General features: G+C 56.0%; 15 protein-coding genes. 10 read left to right on the top strand and 5 right to left on the bottom strand.

What is annotated here, in order from left to right; all coding sequences use genetic code 11:
* Positions 1-183 precede the first annotated feature (183 nt).
* A complete protein-coding gene (locus H7849_RS07485) occupies positions 184-726 on the bottom strand; it encodes a DinB family protein (RefSeq protein ID WP_186745374.1) in 543 nt (180 codons plus the stop codon).
* Positions 727-766: 40 nt separating this feature from the next.
* Positions 767-1,681 (bottom strand): dienelactone hydrolase family protein, encoded by a 915-nt coding sequence (locus tag H7849_RS07480; protein WP_186745373.1) that lies wholly within the window; start codon positions 1,679-1,681, stop codon positions 767-769.
* A 242-nt stretch (positions 1,682-1,923) separates the two neighbouring features.
* On the opposite strand from H7849_RS07480, the gene H7849_RS07475 reads away from it, so the two are divergent.
* The gene (locus H7849_RS07475; RefSeq protein WP_186745372.1) at positions 1,924-2,337 is read left to right on the top strand and encodes a hypothetical protein; all 414 of its coding nucleotides are present in this window, start codon (positions 1,924-1,926) and stop codon (positions 2,335-2,337) included.
* Positions 2,338-2,535: 198 nt separating this feature from the next.
* Here the strand turns inward: H7849_RS07475 and H7849_RS07470 are convergent, their stop codons facing one another.
* Entirely contained in the window at positions 2,536-3,240 is a 705-nt protein-coding gene (locus H7849_RS07470; RefSeq protein ID WP_186745371.1) for an LVIVD repeat-containing protein, read from the bottom strand.
* A 165-nt stretch (positions 3,241-3,405) separates the two neighbouring features.
* On the opposite strand from H7849_RS07470, the gene H7849_RS07465 reads away from it, so the two are divergent.
* The 4 genes from H7849_RS07465 to H7849_RS07450 all read left to right on the top strand — a co-directional run bounded on the left by H7849_RS07465 (position 3,406) and on the right by H7849_RS07450 (position 7,847).
* Positions 3,406-4,827, top strand: a complete 1,422-nt coding sequence (locus H7849_RS07465; protein WP_186745370.1) for an FAD/NAD(P)-binding protein — start codon at positions 3,406-3,408, stop codon at positions 4,825-4,827.
* A complete protein-coding gene (locus H7849_RS07460; RefSeq protein WP_186745369.1) occupies positions 4,824-6,095 on the top strand; it encodes a chloride channel protein in 1,272 nt (423 codons plus the stop codon). Before H7849_RS07465 ends, H7849_RS07460 begins: the two co-directional genes overlap by 4 nt.
* Before the next feature lie 84 nt (positions 6,096-6,179).
* The gene (locus tag H7849_RS07455; protein WP_186745368.1) at positions 6,180-7,103 is read left to right on the top strand and encodes a LysR family transcriptional regulator; all 924 of its coding nucleotides are present in this window, start codon (positions 6,180-6,182) and stop codon (positions 7,101-7,103) included.
* A 96-nt stretch (positions 7,104-7,199) separates the two neighbouring features.
* The gene (locus H7849_RS07450; RefSeq protein WP_186745367.1) at positions 7,200-7,847 is read left to right on the top strand and encodes an HD domain-containing protein; all 648 of its coding nucleotides are present in this window, start codon (positions 7,200-7,202) and stop codon (positions 7,845-7,847) included.
* 82 nt (positions 7,848-7,929) lie between these two features.
* Here H7849_RS07450 and H7849_RS07445 read toward each other — a convergent pair whose 3' ends face one another.
* Positions 7,930-8,877: a GlxA family transcriptional regulator gene (locus H7849_RS07445; RefSeq protein WP_186745366.1), complete on the bottom strand. Its 948-nt coding sequence runs from the start codon at positions 8,875-8,877 to the stop codon at positions 7,930-7,932.
* 122 nt (positions 8,878-8,999) lie between these two features.
* On the opposite strand from H7849_RS07445, the gene H7849_RS07440 reads away from it, so the two are divergent.
* The 4 genes from H7849_RS07440 to H7849_RS07425 are packed head-to-tail and all read left to right on the top strand — an operon-like array spanning position 9,000 to position 15,372.
* Positions 9,000-9,344 (top strand): PadR family transcriptional regulator, encoded by a 345-nt coding sequence (locus tag H7849_RS07440; protein WP_285288937.1) that lies wholly within the window; start codon positions 9,000-9,002, stop codon positions 9,342-9,344.
* Positions 9,341-12,082 carry an ABC transporter permease gene (locus tag H7849_RS07435; protein WP_186745364.1) on the top strand — a complete coding sequence of 914 codons (2,742 nt, stop codon included), beginning with the start codon at positions 9,341-9,343 and terminating at the stop codon, positions 12,080-12,082. Before H7849_RS07440 ends, H7849_RS07435 begins: the two co-directional genes overlap by 4 nt.
* 34 nt (positions 12,083-12,116) lie before the next feature.
* Positions 12,117-14,855, top strand: a complete 2,739-nt coding sequence (locus H7849_RS07430) for an ABC transporter permease (RefSeq protein WP_186745362.1) — start codon at positions 12,117-12,119, stop codon at positions 14,853-14,855.
* Between the two features lie 37 nt (positions 14,856-14,892).
* The gene (locus H7849_RS07425; RefSeq protein ID WP_186745360.1) at positions 14,893-15,372 is read left to right on the top strand and encodes a nucleoside deaminase; all 480 of its coding nucleotides are present in this window, start codon (positions 14,893-14,895) and stop codon (positions 15,370-15,372) included.
* A 102-nt stretch (positions 15,373-15,474) separates the two neighbouring features.
* On the opposite strand, the gene H7849_RS07420 is transcribed toward H7849_RS07425, so the two are convergent.
* The gene (locus H7849_RS07420) at positions 15,475-17,340 is read right to left on the bottom strand and encodes a CCA tRNA nucleotidyltransferase (RefSeq protein ID WP_186745358.1); all 1,866 of its coding nucleotides are present in this window, start codon (positions 17,338-17,340) and stop codon (positions 15,475-15,477) included.
* 219 nt (positions 17,341-17,559) lie between these two features.
* Here H7849_RS07420 and H7849_RS07415 point away from each other — a divergent pair, with 219 nt between their 5' ends.
* Positions 17,560-18,072, top strand: a complete 513-nt coding sequence (locus H7849_RS07415) for a DUF6982 domain-containing protein (RefSeq protein WP_186745356.1) — start codon at positions 17,560-17,562, stop codon at positions 18,070-18,072.
* Positions 18,073-18,088: the final 16 nt, after the last annotated feature.

The following is an 18,088-nucleotide window of genomic DNA, read 5'->3' as shown; positions in this document are numbered from 1 at the left end:
AGCTATTGGTTTCAATTGCTTTCGGTATTTGAAGGAGTGTGAATGAATTCGATGGCCGAGTCAAGATGTTTTTGACCAGTCACAAACGAAATCGATGCGCCGAATAAACAAGGAAGTGGCGGGAAGGAGGCCTTTTGGTCGGATATCGCGAATGGAAAGTTTGGGGAGAAACGGCGGGGGTTATTACATCGAGCTGTGGCCTTGGCACTGCAGCACGCCCAGGAACCTGCTCCACGGACCTACCGCCTCGCGGTATTGGTGGGCCAGAATTCTTGAGATCTGATGCAGATGGGTGAGGTCATGATCTGCCCAGGTGGCCAGCAGCTGCGAAAGAGTAACGACCCCAAAGGTAGGATGCCGTCCGCGCCGCTCCAAATCTTCTTGCCTAAGGTTCAAGGAGCGCAGTTCTTCGAGATTCTCTGCACGTAGACGAGCAAATTCATCCAATAGCTGCTCCAGGGACTTTCCTGCGGTCTGACTCAGGTGCTGCTCACGATCAAACGGCTCAAACGTTCGAGACTCACCAAACTGCAGCACCATCTTCGCTCGTGGCATCCAGTCAACGCGTTCACCGTCGATCAGATGACCGACAACATCAAACGCGCTCCAGGTGTTTCCGCCTTCGCTTCCTCGCGTCCACTCTTCAGGCAAGTCGCGCAGCAGTGCATCGAGGGCTGCGGGAGTACGACTGAGCAGCGCTATCGTGCGGTCCAGACTCTGTTCCATCTTGCTCCTTAGTTTGCAGCCAGCCGAGACCTCAATCCCCTTACATCGTTGCGGTGGCCGTGTCATGACACGAAATGCTCGAACCCGCCGTAGACATTTTGGCACTCCTCTGATCGCTGCTGTGCGTTGCCACTGAGGCACTCTTCACCCCTTTGAGCAGAGTCACGAGGCGAGTAAACGCTTGTTCGCGAGCCGTCTTGTTCGCGGGCACCGTGTTCGTCGGATCTTCACCGGCACGCATGAAGCCGTGACCCGCACCATCATAGGTGACTGGCTCATATGTTTTGCCCGCAGCCTTCATTGCCGCAGTCGTTGCGGGAATTGTCGCGCCGATGCGCGTATCGTTGCCGGCATAAAAACCATATACGGGTGCCGTAATGGTCGATACATCCGCCGGGCCTGGGCCATAAAAGACAAATGCCGCTGAGAGGTCTTTGTGATGGGCAGCGAATGCAAAGGACTTTCCTCCGCCCCAGCAGAATCCGATGACTGCAATCTTGCCGTTGCCCGCCGGAATGTGCTTCCCATAATCTGCCGCAGCATCGAGGTCAGCATTGACTACATCGGGATCAAGGCCGGAGACAGCTTTTACCGCCGCGTCCTGATTGGGAAATTCACTCGATCCGCCACCATTTCGGCCAAAGCCGGAAAGCAGATCGGGAGCAACGACAATGAGGCCTTGCCCGGCAAGCTCATCCGCCATTTCTTTCGCCCAGTCGCTAAGACCGAATATCTCGTGAATGAGAATCACCACCGTGGCTTTCTCTTTCACTTCTGGATAAACGACAAATGCCTGCACCGTACGGTTGCCATGCTTTAAGGGCACGTATTCATGGTGACGCGGCGAAGCTTCCAGGCGGGCTTTCGCCCACTCTTGCGCGTGCGCGGAGGCTGCGATCACCCCGAGCAAAAGGGCGAACCACTTGAGAGCAGGCAATGTCGTCGATGATTTCATGGGGAAAAGTGTAGTAGGAGCAGCGGAACACCACAAGGCAAACGATTTAAACGCTTCTCTATTGTCAAAACCATCCACGATCTTTCATCGGCGCACCCGATTTTCCTACTACAGCTACGCGCACCATCGAATGGCGTGTCGTCTTTTGCGTGCGGCTTTCGATATTCAATGCGAGGGCATACCAAGTGGCCTTAACACTACAGCCGACAAACCTGCAGTAGAACCAGAGGAGAAAGTCTATTATGAAACGTATTGTCGCAATCATTTTCTTCGCATTGGCAGTCATGGTCACAGTTGGCACAGCGAGTGCGCAACAGCATAAAATCCGCGTCACCATCCCATTCGACTTCAACGCCGGCAATACAAAGCTTCCTGCCGGAACTTATACGATCTCTTCGACAGATCTCATCGCAGTCGTAATCCAGAATCATGAGCACACAGTCACGCTCCTGCGCACCTCGCCTGTGGAGGACAACCGATCCGAATTCGGCAAAGTAGTCTTTGACAAATCCGGAGACCAATATTTTCTAAGGAAGATTCTCGCTTCCTATGCGCATTTGAATCTCGAGTTGCCGACTTCACGCTCAGAGAAGAGCACTCGACTGAACCATGCGAGTCTGCGAGCAGATCACCAGGTTTTCATCGCTCTAAAGTAGCAGGGCGCCAGCTCTGCCATAACGCGACCCGGAACGAACCATGCTGGGTCACTTCCCGCCCTATTCCGCAACCACGGAATCGGAAAATGGTTTATACGGCGAGACCGATATCCTCCGGCGCCGCTGTTAAGCCCAAAACAAAAGGCCACACGCCCAGATCGGCGTGTGGCCTTTTCTGCTTGTTCAAACATTCTGCCCTCAGTTTCCCTCTGTCCGCATCTGATTAATCTTGTACTCGGTTTCGACACTGATCTGCCGAGCAACTGTAAGTCCATCGTCATCCAGGAAGAATGTTGTTCCGGTTTCATCATTCGTCGCGCGATGCTTCACATTTTTGAGAGTTACCAGCGGGGTCGGGTTCGCCGCAGAGATATCGATCACCTGAAAGTCGCGGGCGACTGCAGGAATGTATTTGTATGATTCGTTCGCAGCGAGAAGGCCGCTCTGTCCCAAGGTCTCACCAGTATAGAGATTGGCTGTACTCGATATGGTGCGGAGTACTGGTTTGGTCGCCCTGCGCAAATCGAGGATTCCTACCTTTTGGCCATCGCGGAAGTATACGATCTCCGCATGATCGCCAAGAGCGCGAACGAAGTCGAATGCGCCCTCTGCAGGCAGCGGTGTGCTGGCTGCTACCTTGATATGAGCCGGATCAGTGACGTCAAACACCGTTAGCCGCGCGCCCTGCTGCTGTTCAACATAGAGGTACGTGTTGCCTTCGCTGTCTGAATGAAGAAAGAGCGAGTTGCCTTTCATTTGCGCCTGCTCTGGCAGATCACGAGCTTCCATGATTACCATGTCCTTCGACTTTGAGTGGACCTCCGCCTGCGATGGAAGCGCGGGAAGAGCCAAAACTGCGGTTGCCAGACTAAGTGTGAGTGCGGACTTAATGATGCTGTTCATTGTGTTTCTCCTTTACGAAATCCAGTTTCGATCCGGAGAGGCCGCCGCGTCCAAGTAGTAATACTGATACCCGATAAGCGCAAGCCACATAGAAAAGCATCGCCTATACCGTATTAGAATTTGCGAATTCCATCGGTGCAGAGTTCCACCTAATGTCGAAGTATTATGACGACATCGAACGAACTAACCAGGACAATCGCAATCATAGGGGGTGGAGTAAGCGGGGCACTTACAGCTTTCCATCTTATTCGGCAAAGAACACAAGCCCGACTCATCATCATCGACCGGCGACCTGATCTCGGCCTTGGCTTGGCCTATTCGACGCCCAGCCTGCGTCATCTGCTCAATGTTCCGGCAGGAAAGATCAGCGCACTGCCAGATCAGCCAGATCATTTTCTCAACTGGCTGCGCAAGAATCATGACTCCGCAGCAACCGAAAAAACCTTTGCGCCACGAGCTGTCTTTGGCCGATACATCCAGTCTCTCCTGGCAACGACGACCGGACTCAGGCACGAGATTGCAACGGTTACCGATCTTCAGCCGTATGACGCCGGCGCCGTCCTGACGCTGGATAACGGGTGCGAACTCCGGGCCGATCTGATCGTTCTTGCAACTGGAAACTTCGATCCTGCTCCCCTTCCCGGAATCACGAAAGCCGCAACTGAGTCTGGCTTGTATCACAACAATGCATGGTTATCAGAAACCTATGCACGATTGGGTCCGTGTGAGCCTGTGGCTCTCGTCGGAACAGGTCTTACAGGCGTTGACGTTCTGCTCAGATTGCGTGAGCGAGGCCACAGGGGAAAGATCATTGCCGTATCCCGTCACGGCGTCTTTCCGAATAGACATGAGGACTACAGCCCTCTGAATACAACCGCAATTCCACTGAGTACACCCGCAACCTGCGTCGCGTATCTCCGCGCTCTGCGGACTGCGATTCGAAACAGCGCCGAATGGAGAGCGGCCATAGACAGCCTCCGTGAGACGACGAATGACTTGTGGTTACGTCTTCCGATTGAGGAACAGAAGCGTTTCCGCCGTCATCTCCAGCGTAGGTGGGAAGTGGTACGCCACCGCATGGCCCCGCCAATCGCCGACATCATTGAAGCTGAGCTCCGGAACGGAACTCTCGAGATCCGCGAAGGCCACCTGCACGCTGTTGATGCTTCTCCTGCGGGAGCTCAAGTGACGGTCCGTACAGGCATCGGCAAGGATAGCTTCTACGCCGATCGAGTAATCAACTGCACTGGGCCGAGCATGAACTATCGCCGTACTTCCTCGACTCTGCTCCACAATCTGTTTGAGAAAGGCCTCGTGATTCCCGGCCCTCTGGGTGCGGGATTTCATTGCGCAGAAAATGGAGCCCTCATCGATGCGAGTGGGCAAGCTTCGGAGACCATCTTTAATCTCGGGCCCGGGCGTCTCGGTGACCTGCTTGAATCCATCGCCATTCCGGAGATCCGTCAACAAGCCGTCGATCTTGCCTTCACACTGAAAGCGCGCCTGAGTCAACAAAGCGCACATGCCCAGGAAATTGAGACAGATATCCCAACGACTGATGCCGTGGGCGAGTGGGTAGCGGCATGACAACCGCGACACTCACCAAAGCCGAGGCAACAGAGAATGCTGTAACAACATGGCTGACATCGGCTGCATGGGCGGCACTCCTGGGGGTAGCAAGCGGATCGGCTTGCGTCGCAGTGAGGCTTTTCTTCCGCCTTCTACAGTGGATCTTTGTACAGCAGACCGGGATGTTACCCGTAGCGGCGACAAGCTTCCAGCCTGCGCGTCGAGTCCTGACCCCGATCATCGGAGCAGCATTAGCGACTTTTGTGGTCTGGCTCATGCGCCGCTTGAGGTCAGGTCTTGACTTCGAAGAATACGTCGAGGCTGTTCGATTGAAAAACGGCCGGATTCCTTTTCTTTCGACGCTTTGGCGAACTGTCGCATCCGCCTTTCCCATAGCCACCGGCGCGGCAATTGGGCGCGAAGGAGTCATGATCCAGTTTGCCGCTGCAACTACCTCGTGGGTCGGCGGCCGATTCCCCACACGAAATTTTTCTCTCTCGCGGCAAGTTGCCTATGGCGCTGCAGCTGCAGTTGCGGCAGCCTATCAGGCGCCGATTGCCGGAGCATTCTTCGGAGCAGAGATTGTCCTCGGAGAGTGTGCCTGGATCGACATTCTGCCATTGCTGCTGGCTTCCGCCTCTGGGTGGATTGTCAGTCGTGCGGTGTTGGGCGCCGGACCTCTCTTCCCGATAGCAGGAAGGCTGCCTATGACACCGGAATTGTTATGGGTTTTTCCATTGGCTGTCATCCTTGGCGCCTCCGGCCCCGCCTATCAAAAGCTTCTTCATCTTTCCAGAGCCGCAAGCCGCTTGCCGCTTGCATTGTTGTGGAGCGGGTTGGCGGTTGGCCTGCTTAGCCTGATCGAGCCGAGAGTCTGGGGAAACGGCGACGCCGCGCTCGTAGGAATACTTCGAAACAAAACAACACTCCTCAGCATCATTAGTGCATTGGGGTGTCGCATCGCCGCTACAACCTTCTGCGTGGGAACCGGCACAATTGGAGGTGTCTTTACTCCAACGCTTTTCGCCGGCGCTGCCCTTGGTCTCGTAGCAGGTCATTGTCTGCACTTGTCCTATGCCTTGGTGCTGGGGCTGTGTGGCATGGGAGCTCTGATGGCTGCCGTGACGCACGCTCCGCTGATGGCAGCTCTGATGGCAGTAGAGTTGACCGGCCAATGGCACCTTCTGCCAGTCATCATCCCCTGCTGTCTGCTTGCCTCTTTTGTTGCGCGTACGATATCACGTGATTCCTTATATGGAATTGCCAGCCCGGAGCCTGCGCAATAAAACAGAAGATCGAGATAGAGTTGAGCGCCATGAGGAGATGCGGACCCGGGTCAAACCTTAAAGAAAGAGGAGACGGAACGGGTCATGATCGAGAACTTCCGCATCCGGGTATTCAGAACCGTTGCCCACCATCTGAACTTCAGCCGCGCAGCCGAGGAACTGCTCCTTACGCAACCGGCAGTGACCCAGCAGATAAAGGCGCTGGAAGATGAGTTCGGTCTCCCACTTTTCGATCGGGGAGGCGGCCATATCGCGCTGACTGCCGGTGGAAAGGCTCTATTGCCTTTTACCGAGAAGATGAAGGAGCTTTCCGACGAGGCCGTCGCTGCAGTCAATGCGGCGTTCGGGCAGCAGGCAGGCGAACTGGCATTGGGAGCCTCTCAAACCATCGGTTACTATGTGTTGCCGATATTTGTTGCCGGATTTCGCCGGACAAACCCCAGGATCAGAGTCACGGCTCGCAGCGGCAACACAGACGAGATGCTTGAGGCTCTGCTTGCCCGCGAGATCCATCTCGCTCTTATCGAAGGGCCGGAGCAGCGTAAGGACCTGCATATCGAACCTTTCATGGAAGATCACATGATCCTTGTCGTTCCGGCAAACCACGGTTGGGCTAACCATGAGGTAGAGTTGGAAGATTTGAAAAGCGAACCTCTGCTCATGCGTGAATTTGGCTCCGGCTCAAGGAGAGTCGTTGAGCAGGCATTATCGAAGGCCGGAGTGAAGACGAAAGATCTGAACATCAGCATGGAGCTGGATTCGACGGAAGGTCTGCTCAGTGCCGTAGAAGCTGGCCTTGGAGTCTCGTTCGCTTCACGGTGGGCTGTACGAAATCAGCTTTCACTTGGATCATTAAAGGTCGCGAGAGTAAACGGTCTCAAATTGTCGCGACGATTCTCGATGGCATATCCCTCAGGCCCGGAACCCACAGGAGTGCTTGGAACCTTCCGCAGGTTTCTGCTTTCTCAGGCGATGGAAATGGCGCCGAGGAAAGCTCGCGCCACTTAGATCCCTAGCATGTCCGAATTTGCTGTATCGATGTCATGGCGCTCTCAATCTATGAGAGCTACTGTTGATCCTGTGAGTCCCTCACAGGAGAATCAAATGGCCAACACAATCACTTCCATTGCAGGCGTTAGCATTCCCGACACCAGGCTCGCGAGCGAAATCCAGGAATTCATCCGAGACACGGAGACCGAGCTTCTCTTCAACCATTCCAGCCGCGTTTACTACTTCGGAGCAATCGCAGGCAAACAGAGCGGCCTCAAGTTCGACCCCGAACTTCTCTATGCCGGTGCAATGTTCCATGACATTGGTCTCGTGCCTAGCTACAGCACCGCAGATCGCTTCGAGGTGGACGGCGCCAACGCCGCGCGTAACTTCCTGTGCGAACGCGGCATCTCGCAACAGGACATCGACACCGTATGGACCGCGATTGCCCTGCATACGACACCGGGCATTCCTCAATACATGCATCCGGTCATCGCACTCGTAACCGCAGGCGTCGAAATGGACGTGCTGGGCATTGCGTATGAGAAATATTCCGACGATGTGCGTAACGCCGTAGTCGCCGAATACCCGCGGACCCCGAACTTCAAGGAAGACATCCTCCAGGCTTTCTACAACGGCATTCACAACAGGCCCGACACCACCTTCGGTAATGTCAAGGCCGATGTCCTCGCGGACAAGGATCCAAAGTTCGTGCGCGGAAACTTCTGCAGCGTGATCCGCAACTCCAACTGGATTGGCTGATCGCCCCGAGCCCCCGGATACAGACAGAAGGCCTTGCGCCAGCGAGCAGGGCCTTTCCTTCCCGCACATTCGGACGGAAAAATTAAGCTTTCACACGCTTGAATCGTTCCATATATTCGCCTGCGGTGATTCCCATCACACGCTGAAAGGTGCGGCGCATCGAATCCGCAGATCCAAAGCCACACGCGTCCGCAATTTCCTTCAATCCCATCGACGAGCTGTCGATCATCTGCTGTGCTGCTTCTACGCGCAGACGATCAACGAACTGCCCTGGATTCATCTTCATCTCCCGCAGACAGACGCGTGAAAAATGTCTGGGGCTCATCCCGATTCGCTCGGCCAGAGCTTCAACCGAGAGATCAGCCTTGAGATTTTCGAGCATGTAAACCTGCAGCTCGCGCAGGGGTTCGAAAGTCGTTGCCTGTCGGGAGAGCATGTGGCTGTACTGTGCCTGACCTCCGGGGCGAACGAGGAACATAACAAGTTGCCGTGCAACGCTCAGCGCTGTCTGATGCCCATGATCTTCTTCGACGAGAGCGAGGGAAAGATCAATTCCTGAGGTAATGCCCGCCGAAGTGTAGATCGAACCGTCGCGAAGAAAGATCGGATTAGGCAGAACGTCGACTTTGGGAAATTCGCGCGCCAGCCGGTCGCAGAAGCTCCAGTGAGTGACGGCTCTCTTGCCGTCGAGCAGGCCGGCTGCAGCGAGCACAAACGCTCCCGTACAGATGGAGGCAACACGCCGAGACCTCCGGGCCACCTCGGCAACCCAGCGAAGATAGTTGGCGTTGTATTCGCCGCTCTCGGCGCCCGGGCCCCCTGCGATAACGAGAGTGTCGATAGCGCCGGAGACGCTCTCGCGCGACACAGCATTCCCGATACTGATACCCCGATTGGTCGCGAGGTGATCCGAACCATCCCAGGAGACCACCTCTACCTGATAGTCGGGAACATTCGAGAAGACCTCCAGTGGGCCCGTCACATCAAGGACCTGGACCGGCGGTGGACCACTGATGACCACCCTGCGCATACCCGCATTCTATGCGGACGAGTGTGCGGCGGGCTCGGCGGCCGCGCCTGATTTCCGAAGAATCTTCCTCCTTGACTGTCTAGGAGTGTCACGCTATCCTCCTAGTCAATCTAGGAGAACGCGTGGCGCCCAAACAAAATGATCTTCTGCAAGGCACCCTGGACATGATGGTGCTCAAAGCTGTTTCCCTCAGCCCGCTGCATGGATACGGTGTGCTTCTGCGTATCCAGCAAATCTCCGGCAATCGGCTTGAGATCCAGCAGGGTTCGCTTTATCCCGCGCTATATCGACTGGAACACGAGGGTTGGATCGCAAGCGAATGGGGTCAAAGCGAGAACAATCGCAAGGCCAAGTTCTACCGGCTCACTGCCGCTGGCCGCCGCCGCCTGCATACTGAGACAGAAAAATGGAACCACATGGCCGACGCCATCGGCGCAGTCCTGAGCGCCAAGCCGGAGGAAGTATGAGGCTGGTGCACCGCATCGCCACGTGGTGGAAAGCTGTGACACGCCCCGAACAGCTGAACAGCGAGATGGAAGACGAGCTCGCCTTCCACATCGAAGCCTACGCGAACGATCTGATGCGCAGCGGGCTTCCTCGCGAAGAGGCTTTTCGGCGAGCGCGAGCCGAATTAGGCGGTCTCGCCGCACAAAAAGAAAACTGCCGCGCCGCCTGGGGAACGCGCGCATGGGATGAGCTGCGCGCCGACCTTCGCTATGCGATACGCATGCTGGCAAAGAGTCCAAGTTTCACCACAATCGCGATATGCTCCCTGGCCCTCGGAATCGGAGCCAACACCATCATCTTCACCGTCACCAAGTCAATCCTCCTCGACAGACTGGCAGTTCCTCATCCGGAAGAGCTGCGGCTCTTCGCGCTGACACAGGGCGACAAGGGGGTAGTTCACGGCTCGTGGGGATACTATGATGAAACTCCATCTGGAAAGACGCTGATCACTTCATTCTCCTACCCTGTCTACCAGCAACTTCGTCAACACAACCATGTTCTTCAGGACATCTTCGCCTTCAAAAACTATGGACGGATGACAGCGACCATCGACAATAAGGCGGAAGTTATCACTTCACAGATGGTTTCAGGGAACTACTATCGCGACCTTGGCGTCCGGCCCTTGCTTGGGCGTTCCATTGTAGAAACAGATGACGGTGCGGTAGGCAGTGGTCCTGTGATGCTCATCAGCTATGGGTACTGGTCCCGACGTTTTGGACGATCGCCGAATGTCATCGGCAAGAAGATCGAAGTGAACTCCACGCCGATGACGATCATCGGCGTCAACCCGCCTGACTTTACCGGCGTTTATGAAGTGCAAAGCTCGCCCGACATTTTTTTACCGTTTAGCATGCAGCCCATCGTTGCGCCAAAATTCAGCGCCTCTCTGCTCACGGACAGAAATCTTTGGTGGGTGATGATGATGGGCAGGCTTAAACTGGGCATTTCTCCAGAGACCGCGCGAGCGGCGCTCGATGTGGATCTGAGCGATGCAGTCCGCGCGACGATGACCGTAGGCAAAAATGACGAGATTCCACGACTGGAGTTGCAGGACGGCAGACGCGGTCAGAATGAAATCGGTGGCGAACTTGGCAAGCCGGTCTACGTCCTCACCTCGCTCGCCGCTTTTGTGCTTCTGTTGGCTTGCGCAAATCTAGCCAACTTGCTGCTGGCTCGCGCCAGCAGCCGCCAGCGCGAAATGAGTGTTCGCCTCGCTCTGGGCGCCGGTCGCGCACGCATTCTGCGCCAGATGCTTACAGAGAGTCTGTTGCTTTCTCTTGCGGGCGGTGTTGCCGGCCTGCTCCTAGGCTATTACGCGAGAAACGCCATTCCTCACCTGTTGTCCTCTTCATGGGAAGCGCCCGCGATCAATGCCAAGTTTAACTGGATGATCTTTGCATTTACGGCCGCCATCTCAATTTTTACGGGCTTACTCTTTGGCCTCGCCCCTGCATGGCAGGCTACGCGTACTCAGGTCAGCTCTGGCCTCAAAGATAACGCGCAGATGGCAACACAGCGTAAACGTAATGTCACGGGAAAGACTCTTGTCGTGATTCAGGTTACGCTCTCAATGTTGCTGCTGGTGGGCGCGGGGCTTTTTGTCCGCACACTGACGAATCTCAACAATACGCATATGGGATTTTCCCCCGACCATATCGTGCTGTTTGATTTGCAACTGCCGCCAACACGATATCCGAACGGAAAAGGAGTCCCGCTTTACCATCAGATGGAAGAAAAGCTCACGGCACTGCAGGGTGTCGATTCAGTAGCACCTTTACAGGTACCACTCATCTCACACAATATTTCGGGTCACTCCTTCGACCCGGATGATCAGCCGTCGACAACCAATAGCCAGCATGTTTCCTTCAACGCAGTTGGACAACACTTTTTCTCCACTTTCAATATTCCCATCATAGCGGGGCGCGGTTTCAATGAACGGGACACCGAGACATCATCGAAGGTAGCAGTGATCAATCAAACGCTCGCGAACAAGTTCTTCCCCAAGATCAGCCCTGTCGGCAGAACTTTCAGAACCGGCGATCCCGCCCATCCTCAACGCGTTGTAATTATCGGCATATGCCAGGACGCAAAGTACGATGACCTGCGCCGCGATGCACCTCCGACTTTTTATGCCCTCTACAGGCAACAAGAAGATGCGGAATTCATGACGTTTGCTGTGCACACGCACATGAAGCCAGAGGCAATTGTTCCCTCGCTGCGCAGCACCGTGGCATCCGTCGATAAAGATTTACCATTGCAAGACATCCGCACGCAAAACGAGCAGATTGAAGACACAACCAGGCAGGAGCGCATCTTCGCCTCACTCACCAGCGGCTTCGGTATCCTCGCGCTCGTGCTCGCCTGCATTGGTATCTACGGCATTATGGCCTACACCGTTGCGCGCCGAACCAACGAAATCGGCATTCGCATGGCGCTCGGAGCGCAGGCAGGTAGAGTACTGCGCATGATTCTGCGCGAAGCGTCATGGATGGCAATCGTGGGCATCGTCGTCGGTCTCAGCGCCGCCGTAGCAATGGGCAGGCTCATCGCCAGCATGCTTTTCGGACTCAAGCCCTATGACCCCCTGACACTCGGCATGGCCGCGCTCTTGCTCGCTCTTGTTGCGTTGGCGGCAAGCCTCGTGCCCGCATGGCGCGCGGCTCACGTCGACCCAATAAGAGCGCTGCGTCACGAATAGGCTACAAATTCAACCGCATTCAATCGGAGAAAGCATGAGCCTCGCAAGCCGTATCGCAACATGGTGGAAAGCTGTGACACGCCCCGAACAGCTGAACAGCGAGATTGAAGACGAGCTCGCCTTCCACATCGAAGCCTACGCGAACGATCTGATGCGCAGCGGGCTTCCCCGCGAAGAGGCTTTTCGGCGGGCGCGAGCCGAATTAGGCGGTCTCGCCGCACAAAAAGAAAACTGCCGCGCCGCCTGGGGAACGCGAGCATGGGATGAGCTGCGCGCCGACCTTCGCTATGCGATACGCATGCTGGCCAAGAGCCCCAGCTTTACAGTAATTGCGATATGCTCCCTCGGCCTCGGCATTGGGGCCAACACGACAATCTTCACCCTCGCCAGGCAGGTCTTGCTCGACAAGCTCGCCGTCCCCAAGCCGGAAGATCTGCGGCTTTTCTCCTGGACTTCACCAGAGAAGCATAGGGCCATACATCGCCTGTGGGGTCATTGGGAAAGAACTCCGGACGGAAAGTACAGTTGCACCTCTTTCTCGTATCCGGTTTACCAGCAACTCCGCCAGCAAAACCGCGTCTTTGAGGACGTGTTTGCCTTCAAAATCTTTAGTCGGCTCTCGGCAACAATTGACAACAAGGCAAACGCGGTTACAGCGGAGCTTGTGTCCGGAAATTACTACTCTTCGCTCGGTGTCAGAACTGTGTTAGGACGCGGCATCCAGAACTCGGACGATGCTGGACCTCTCAGTGGTCCCGTTGCTGTCATTAGTGACGGATTCTGGTCGCGCCGCTTCGGTCGCTCACCTGACGTTGTGGGCAAGAAAATCGAAGTGAACCTTACGCCCATCACCATCATTGGTGTTAACCCTCCAGGCTTTACAGGCACAGCCAACGTGCAAATCTCGCCGGACATATTTCTGCCCTTCAGCATGGAACCGATTGCCGCGCCCAGTTGGGCTTCCTCGCTTTTAACCAATCCGGACGAGTGGTGGGTGCTGGTGATGGGCCGCGCCAAACCGGGCATCTCCGATGTATCGGCGCAAGCAGCACTGGATGTTGTTTTGAGAGATGCTGTGCGCTCCACCATGACGATAAAAAAAGACGAGGAAGTCCCCCACTTCGCCTTGCGAGACGGGAGCCGCGGCGATGACCCGGCGGGGCGCAATTTTGCAAAGCCAGTGTATGTGCTTATGGCTCTGGCAGGATTTGTTCTTCTCCTGGCCTGCGCAAATCTGGCGAACTTGCTTCTCGCCCGCGCCAGCAGTCGACAACGCGAAATGAGCGTTCGCCTTGCGCTCGGCGCCGGACGCGGTCGCATTCTGCGCCAGATGTTCACCGAGAGCCTCTTGCTTTCCATGGCTGGCGGCATCGCAGGATTGATACTCGGCTACTTCGGGCGCAACCTTGTTCCACATCTGATGTCGTCTTCCTGGGAGACGGCGGTAGCGACCGTCCATTTCGATTGGAAAGTTTTCGGCTTTACTGCCGCTGTTTCCATCTTTACCGGATTGCTCTTCGGTCTCGCGCCCGCATGGCAGGCAACGCGAACACAGGTCAGCAGCGGCCTCAAAGACAATACTCAGTCCGCAACGCAGCGCAGCAGAAACCTTGCCGGGAAAACACTCGTTGTTGTTCAAGTTGCCTTGTCGATGCTGCTCCTGGTGGGAGCCGGACTCTTCGTGCGCACTCTGGTGAATCTCGATAAGAGTCATCTCGGCTTCCGCCCCGACCATCTGACCCTCTTTGAAATTCAACCGCCGCGCACACGGTATGCCGCGCCCAAAGACATTGCGCTATACCGCCGAATTGAGGAACAGCTCTCCACCATTCCCGGAGTCGACTCCGTCACCCTTTCCAAAGTTCCCTTGATCACTGGCGGCACATCCAACAATGATTTCTTCCCCGATGGCATGCCGCAAAAATCGAACGACGATGCCTATGCCGACGACAATGCCGTGGGGCAAAACTACTTTGAGACGATGGGCATTCCGATTAAGGCAGGCCGAGGCTTCAATCAAACCGATACCGAAACATCGCGCCTCGTCGCCGTTGTCGACGAGCAGCTAGTTAAGAAATTCTTCCCGAATACCAATCCCCTTGGCAGGACCTTTCTATCGAAAAAGAAACATATCGAGATTATCGGCGTAAGTGGCGATGCCAGATATCCCAGCCTGCGCGACGATCCGCCCGCAACCTTCTATATGCCTTACCGGCAACAATTAGACGGCGAACAAAGCATGACCTATGAGATCCACAGCCGCACAGCGCAAGCAGTCCTTGTGCAGGCTCTTCGTGATGCCGTCGCTTCCGTCGATAAGGACCTCCCTCTGCTCGACATTCGCACGCAAAACGAACAGATTGAGGATTCGACAAAAGAGGAGCGCATCTTCGCTTCCCTCACAAGCGGCTTCGGAATCCTCGCCCTAGTGCTCGCCTGCATCGGCATCTACGGCATCATGGCCTACACCGTCGCGCGGCGTACCAATGAAATCGGCATCCGCATGGCGCTCGGAGCACAGTCGGGACGAGTGCTGCGCATGATCCTGCGCGAAGCCTCATGGCTGGCAGTCATTGGCATCTTTGCCGGCCTCGCCATCGCAATTGCCATGGGACGCCTGATCGCCAGCATGCTCTTCGGCCTCAAGTCTTATGATCCGCTCACGCTTGGTGGCGCTGCTCTCATGCTGATTTCGATAGCCCTCGCAGCAAGTCTCGTGCCGGCACGCCGTGCCGCAACCATTGATCCCATCAAAGCGCTGCGTCACGAGTAAACCCGTGCCATACTGATTACGGTTTTTCCGAAACAGTATGGCAACTGATCTCGATCAAGAATTCATGCGCCGGGCCATCGCGCTCGCAACAGAAAACGTCCGCACCAACGCGGGAGGCCCGTTCGGCGCCGTCATCGTCAAGGACGGCAGGATCGTCGGCGAAGGTGTGAACACGGTCACCGCCACAAACGACGCCACTGCGCACGCCGAAGTGAATGCAATCCGCGACGCCTGCCGAAATCTCGACACCTTTGATTTAAGCGAGTGCGATCTCTACACCAGTTGCGAGCCCTGCCCCATGTGCTGGGCCGCCTCGTACTGGGCACATATCAGGAGCATCTACTACGGCAACCGCGCCGAAGATGCCGACCGCATCAATTTTGCCGACTTCTTCCTCTATCAGCAGTTAGCTCTGCCGCGTACGCAGCGCATCATCCCCGAGCATGAGCTTCTCCGCGAAGAAGCATGGGAAAGCTTTCAGGCATGGGCAGATAGCACGACAAAGATTGAGTATTGAACGCATCGCCACGCTAGGAAAAGAACTCAGCACAACAACAAAACCGCGCGCCAGACTATCGGCTCACGACAGTAGCATGGCGCTGGCGAAAAGAATCTATGGTTAGCGCTTCTTCTTCGCTGCTTTCTTCGCAGGCTTGGCAGCCTTTGGAGCAGCCTTCTTCACCGCTGGCTTGGGAGTTGGTTTCGCTGTCTTCTTGGCAACAGGCTTGGGTGCGGGCTTCTTCGCAACAGGTTTCTTCGCAGGCACCGCCGCTTTCTTTTCAGGAACCGCAGCCTTCTTCACCGGTTTTGCATGCGCCGCTGCATGATTATGAGCAGGTGCAACCGCAGCCTTCTTCACCGGAGCAGCGCTCTTCGCCGGAACCGCCTTGGCTGCCGGCTTCGCAGCTTCCTTCTTGGCAATCTTAGCCGGAGCAGCCGCCGCAGCCTTCGCTGGCGTCGACACCTTCTTCTCGGCTTCTTTCTTGGCGGGAGTGGCAGACGCGGCTTTGCCCTTTGCAACCGGTTTGGCCTCTCCCTCGTCAGCCTCTTCCTCATCGCCTGGCTCGTCGAGATCATCACCCTCCAGATCCATATCCTCGATCCGCGGCATCCCTTCCTCATCGAGATCTTCATCCGACGGCTTCTCTGACTTGATCTTGGGCTCCGCCGCTTTCTTTCGCGAGCGGCGAATCGTAACCGGCGGGGGCGGTGCGGGCGGAGAATATGGCTCAAGAAACGCCTTCATCTCCTCATCGGTCTGCAGCTTGCCATCAATCAGGTTGAAGAAGAGCTCACGCAGCAGCTCATCGTACCGCTCAATCTGGGGTGTGATGCGCATCTCCTGCATCAGCGCGGCGGGAACCTTCTGCTTGGCTTCCGGCCAGACGGTAAAGAAGTTTTTGAACTTGTTCTGAATTGCCGCACCCTTGCCGGTATGCGCCAGCCACAGAATCGGTTCCGGCTGATACGAAGTCAGCAGCTTCCAGGTTGCCGAAGCAGTTGTCGCGCCCTTGCCGGTAAGTACTTTCGTGAACTCCCTGGTCTCGGCTTCCAGGTGGTTCCACTGCTCCACGAATCCCGGGCGAACAAAGCTCTTCTTGAGCGCCGAGATGTCTTTCGGCAGCATCTTGGCCGTCAGCAACTCCATCTGCGCCGCGGAAATGTCCGGATGAACGCCCTGGATGAGCAACTGATAGTAGTTCTCGCGCAAATGCTCCAGCCCGTGCACGTCAACCTTCGAACTCGTCCATGCCGGAAAAATATGCTTCATCCAGCCTTCGGATTCGAGCGCCTTCAACGCGCGCAGGCCATCTTCCTCGTGTCCGATCTCTTCCAGCTCATACCCTTTAAGGTGCGCCGGAATCGAATCGATCAGGGCGTCACCCTTCGCATTTTCGTACCGTGCCTGGGTCCGTTCGTCCATATCCCAGCCCAGTCGCGCCTTCAGGCGGGTGGCGCGCAGCAGCCGCGAAGGATCCTCAATGAATCCATAGGCACTTACCAGCCGGATATGCCGCGCCTCAATATCCGCCATTCCATTCAGCGGATCCAGCAAAAGCCCATACGACCCCTCATTGAGCGAAATCGCCATGGCGTTCGCCGTAAAATCGCGCCGCCGCAAATCCTCAAGAATCGGAGCCCAGTGATAGACCGGCTTGCCCGGCTTCGGGTATTCCTCGCGCCGCGCACTGGACACTTCGACCCTCGCACTGCCTGGGAACCAGAAGAAGAGAGTGCGCGTAGGCTCATACTCGCCCCACAGCTTCGCGCCAGCCTTCTCCAATGATTTCTTTAACTTGGTCGCATTTCCCTGGACCGTGAAATCGAGGTCGCGGACCGACGATCCCGTCGAGAGGTCGCGCACAGCGCCGCCGGTAAGAAATACCGTCATTCCCGCATCGCGGGCTGCGTCACGAACCTGTTGGATTGCTTTCTGTTGGGCTGGGGTGAGTCGCTTTTCGAGAAGGTAAATGTAATCAGGCATGCCTTAACAATCTGAGAAGAAATCTAATCAAGCCAATCGCGCGCGCCTGATTCCTCCATTGCAGTTAAACCTATTCCCTGCAATGGCTTAGAGCCAGACTGTTGCGCAACACAAAGCAACACTCTAACATATGGGAACCCTGTTGGCTACCGGTTTGCACAATTTTCGCTGCGAATCGGTTTTCCCGCGTGCGACAATTGGCCTGCGTCGTCCTCAACCATGAGCTCAAGCCGCAAAAAAGCGATCATCCGCAAGTTCACCCGTGATTGGGTCTCCGGCTACGTCGCCAGCGCGAACTTCATTCATCAGGGTGCTTTGGAAGTCCTCGATTTGAGCGGAAAAGTATTAGCCGTTCCGCTTCAAGACGTTAAGTGGGTATGCTTCGTGCGTGACTTTAACTCGGGGGAGATGGATAACCCTGAGAAGTTCGTCCGTAAGAACTATGCCGGACGGCCCCGCGGAGACGGTCTCTGGCTCCGCCTCCAACTCCGGGACGGCGACTCGCTGGAAGGATTGGCCGAGAACAATATCAGCCTGCTCGATGCCGACGGCTTTTTCCTCACCCCTCCCGATACGCGCAGCAATACCCAGCGAGTCTGGCTGCCCCGTACATCGGTCGCCGAGCTTGAAGTTGTCGCCGTCATCGGCGCCACGGCGAAAAAGAAGCCTTCCATGCCAGCCAAGCCCGAAGAAGCGCAGCAGGAAACTCTCTTTCCCTTGGCTCGAAATTAGGGCCCGAACCAGACTC

Origin of the sequence: Alloacidobacterium dinghuense (assembly GCF_014274465.1) — a bacterium.
Lineage (GTDB): Bacteria > Acidobacteriota > Terriglobia > Terriglobales > Acidobacteriaceae > Alloacidobacterium > Alloacidobacterium dinghuense.
Note: the sequence above shows the minus strand (reverse complement) of the source record. Positions and strands in the feature narration are given on the sequence as shown.

Bases quoted from the DNA above. Each gene is read 5' to 3' on its own strand.
- H7849_RS07485 (WP_186745374.1), bottom strand. From the start codon at position 726: ATGGAACAGAGTCTGGACCGCACGATAGCGCTGCTCAGTCGTACTCCC.
- H7849_RS07480 (WP_186745373.1), bottom strand. From the start codon at position 1,681: ATGAAATCATCGACGACATTGCCTGCTCTCAAGTGGTTCGCCCTTTTG.
- H7849_RS07475 (WP_186745372.1), top strand. From the start codon at position 1,924: ATGAAACGTATTGTCGCAATCATTTTCTTCGCATTGGCAGTCATGGTC.
- H7849_RS07470 (WP_186745371.1), bottom strand. From the start codon at position 3,240: ATGAACAGCATCATTAAGTCCGCACTCACACTTAGTCTGGCAACCGCA.
- H7849_RS07465 (WP_186745370.1), top strand. From the start codon at position 3,406: ATGACGACATCGAACGAACTAACCAGGACAATCGCAATCATAGGGGGT.
- H7849_RS07460 (WP_186745369.1), top strand. From the start codon at position 4,824: ATGACAACCGCGACACTCACCAAAGCCGAGGCAACAGAGAATGCTGTA.
- H7849_RS07455 (WP_186745368.1), top strand. From the start codon at position 6,180: ATGATCGAGAACTTCCGCATCCGGGTATTCAGAACCGTTGCCCACCAT.
- H7849_RS07450 (WP_186745367.1), top strand. From the start codon at position 7,200: ATGGCCAACACAATCACTTCCATTGCAGGCGTTAGCATTCCCGACACC.
- H7849_RS07445 (WP_186745366.1), bottom strand. From the start codon at position 8,877: ATGCGCAGGGTGGTCATCAGTGGTCCACCGCCGGTCCAGGTCCTTGAT.
- H7849_RS07435 (WP_186745364.1), top strand. From the start codon at position 9,341: ATGAGGCTGGTGCACCGCATCGCCACGTGGTGGAAAGCTGTGACACGC.
- H7849_RS07430 (WP_186745362.1), top strand. From the start codon at position 12,117: ATGAGCCTCGCAAGCCGTATCGCAACATGGTGGAAAGCTGTGACACGC.
- H7849_RS07425 (WP_186745360.1), top strand. From the start codon at position 14,893: ATGGCAACTGATCTCGATCAAGAATTCATGCGCCGGGCCATCGCGCTC.
- H7849_RS07420 (WP_186745358.1), bottom strand. From the start codon at position 17,340: ATGCCTGATTACATTTACCTTCTCGAAAAGCGACTCACCCCAGCCCAA.
- H7849_RS07415 (WP_186745356.1), top strand. From the start codon at position 17,560: ATGAGCTCAAGCCGCAAAAAAGCGATCATCCGCAAGTTCACCCGTGAT.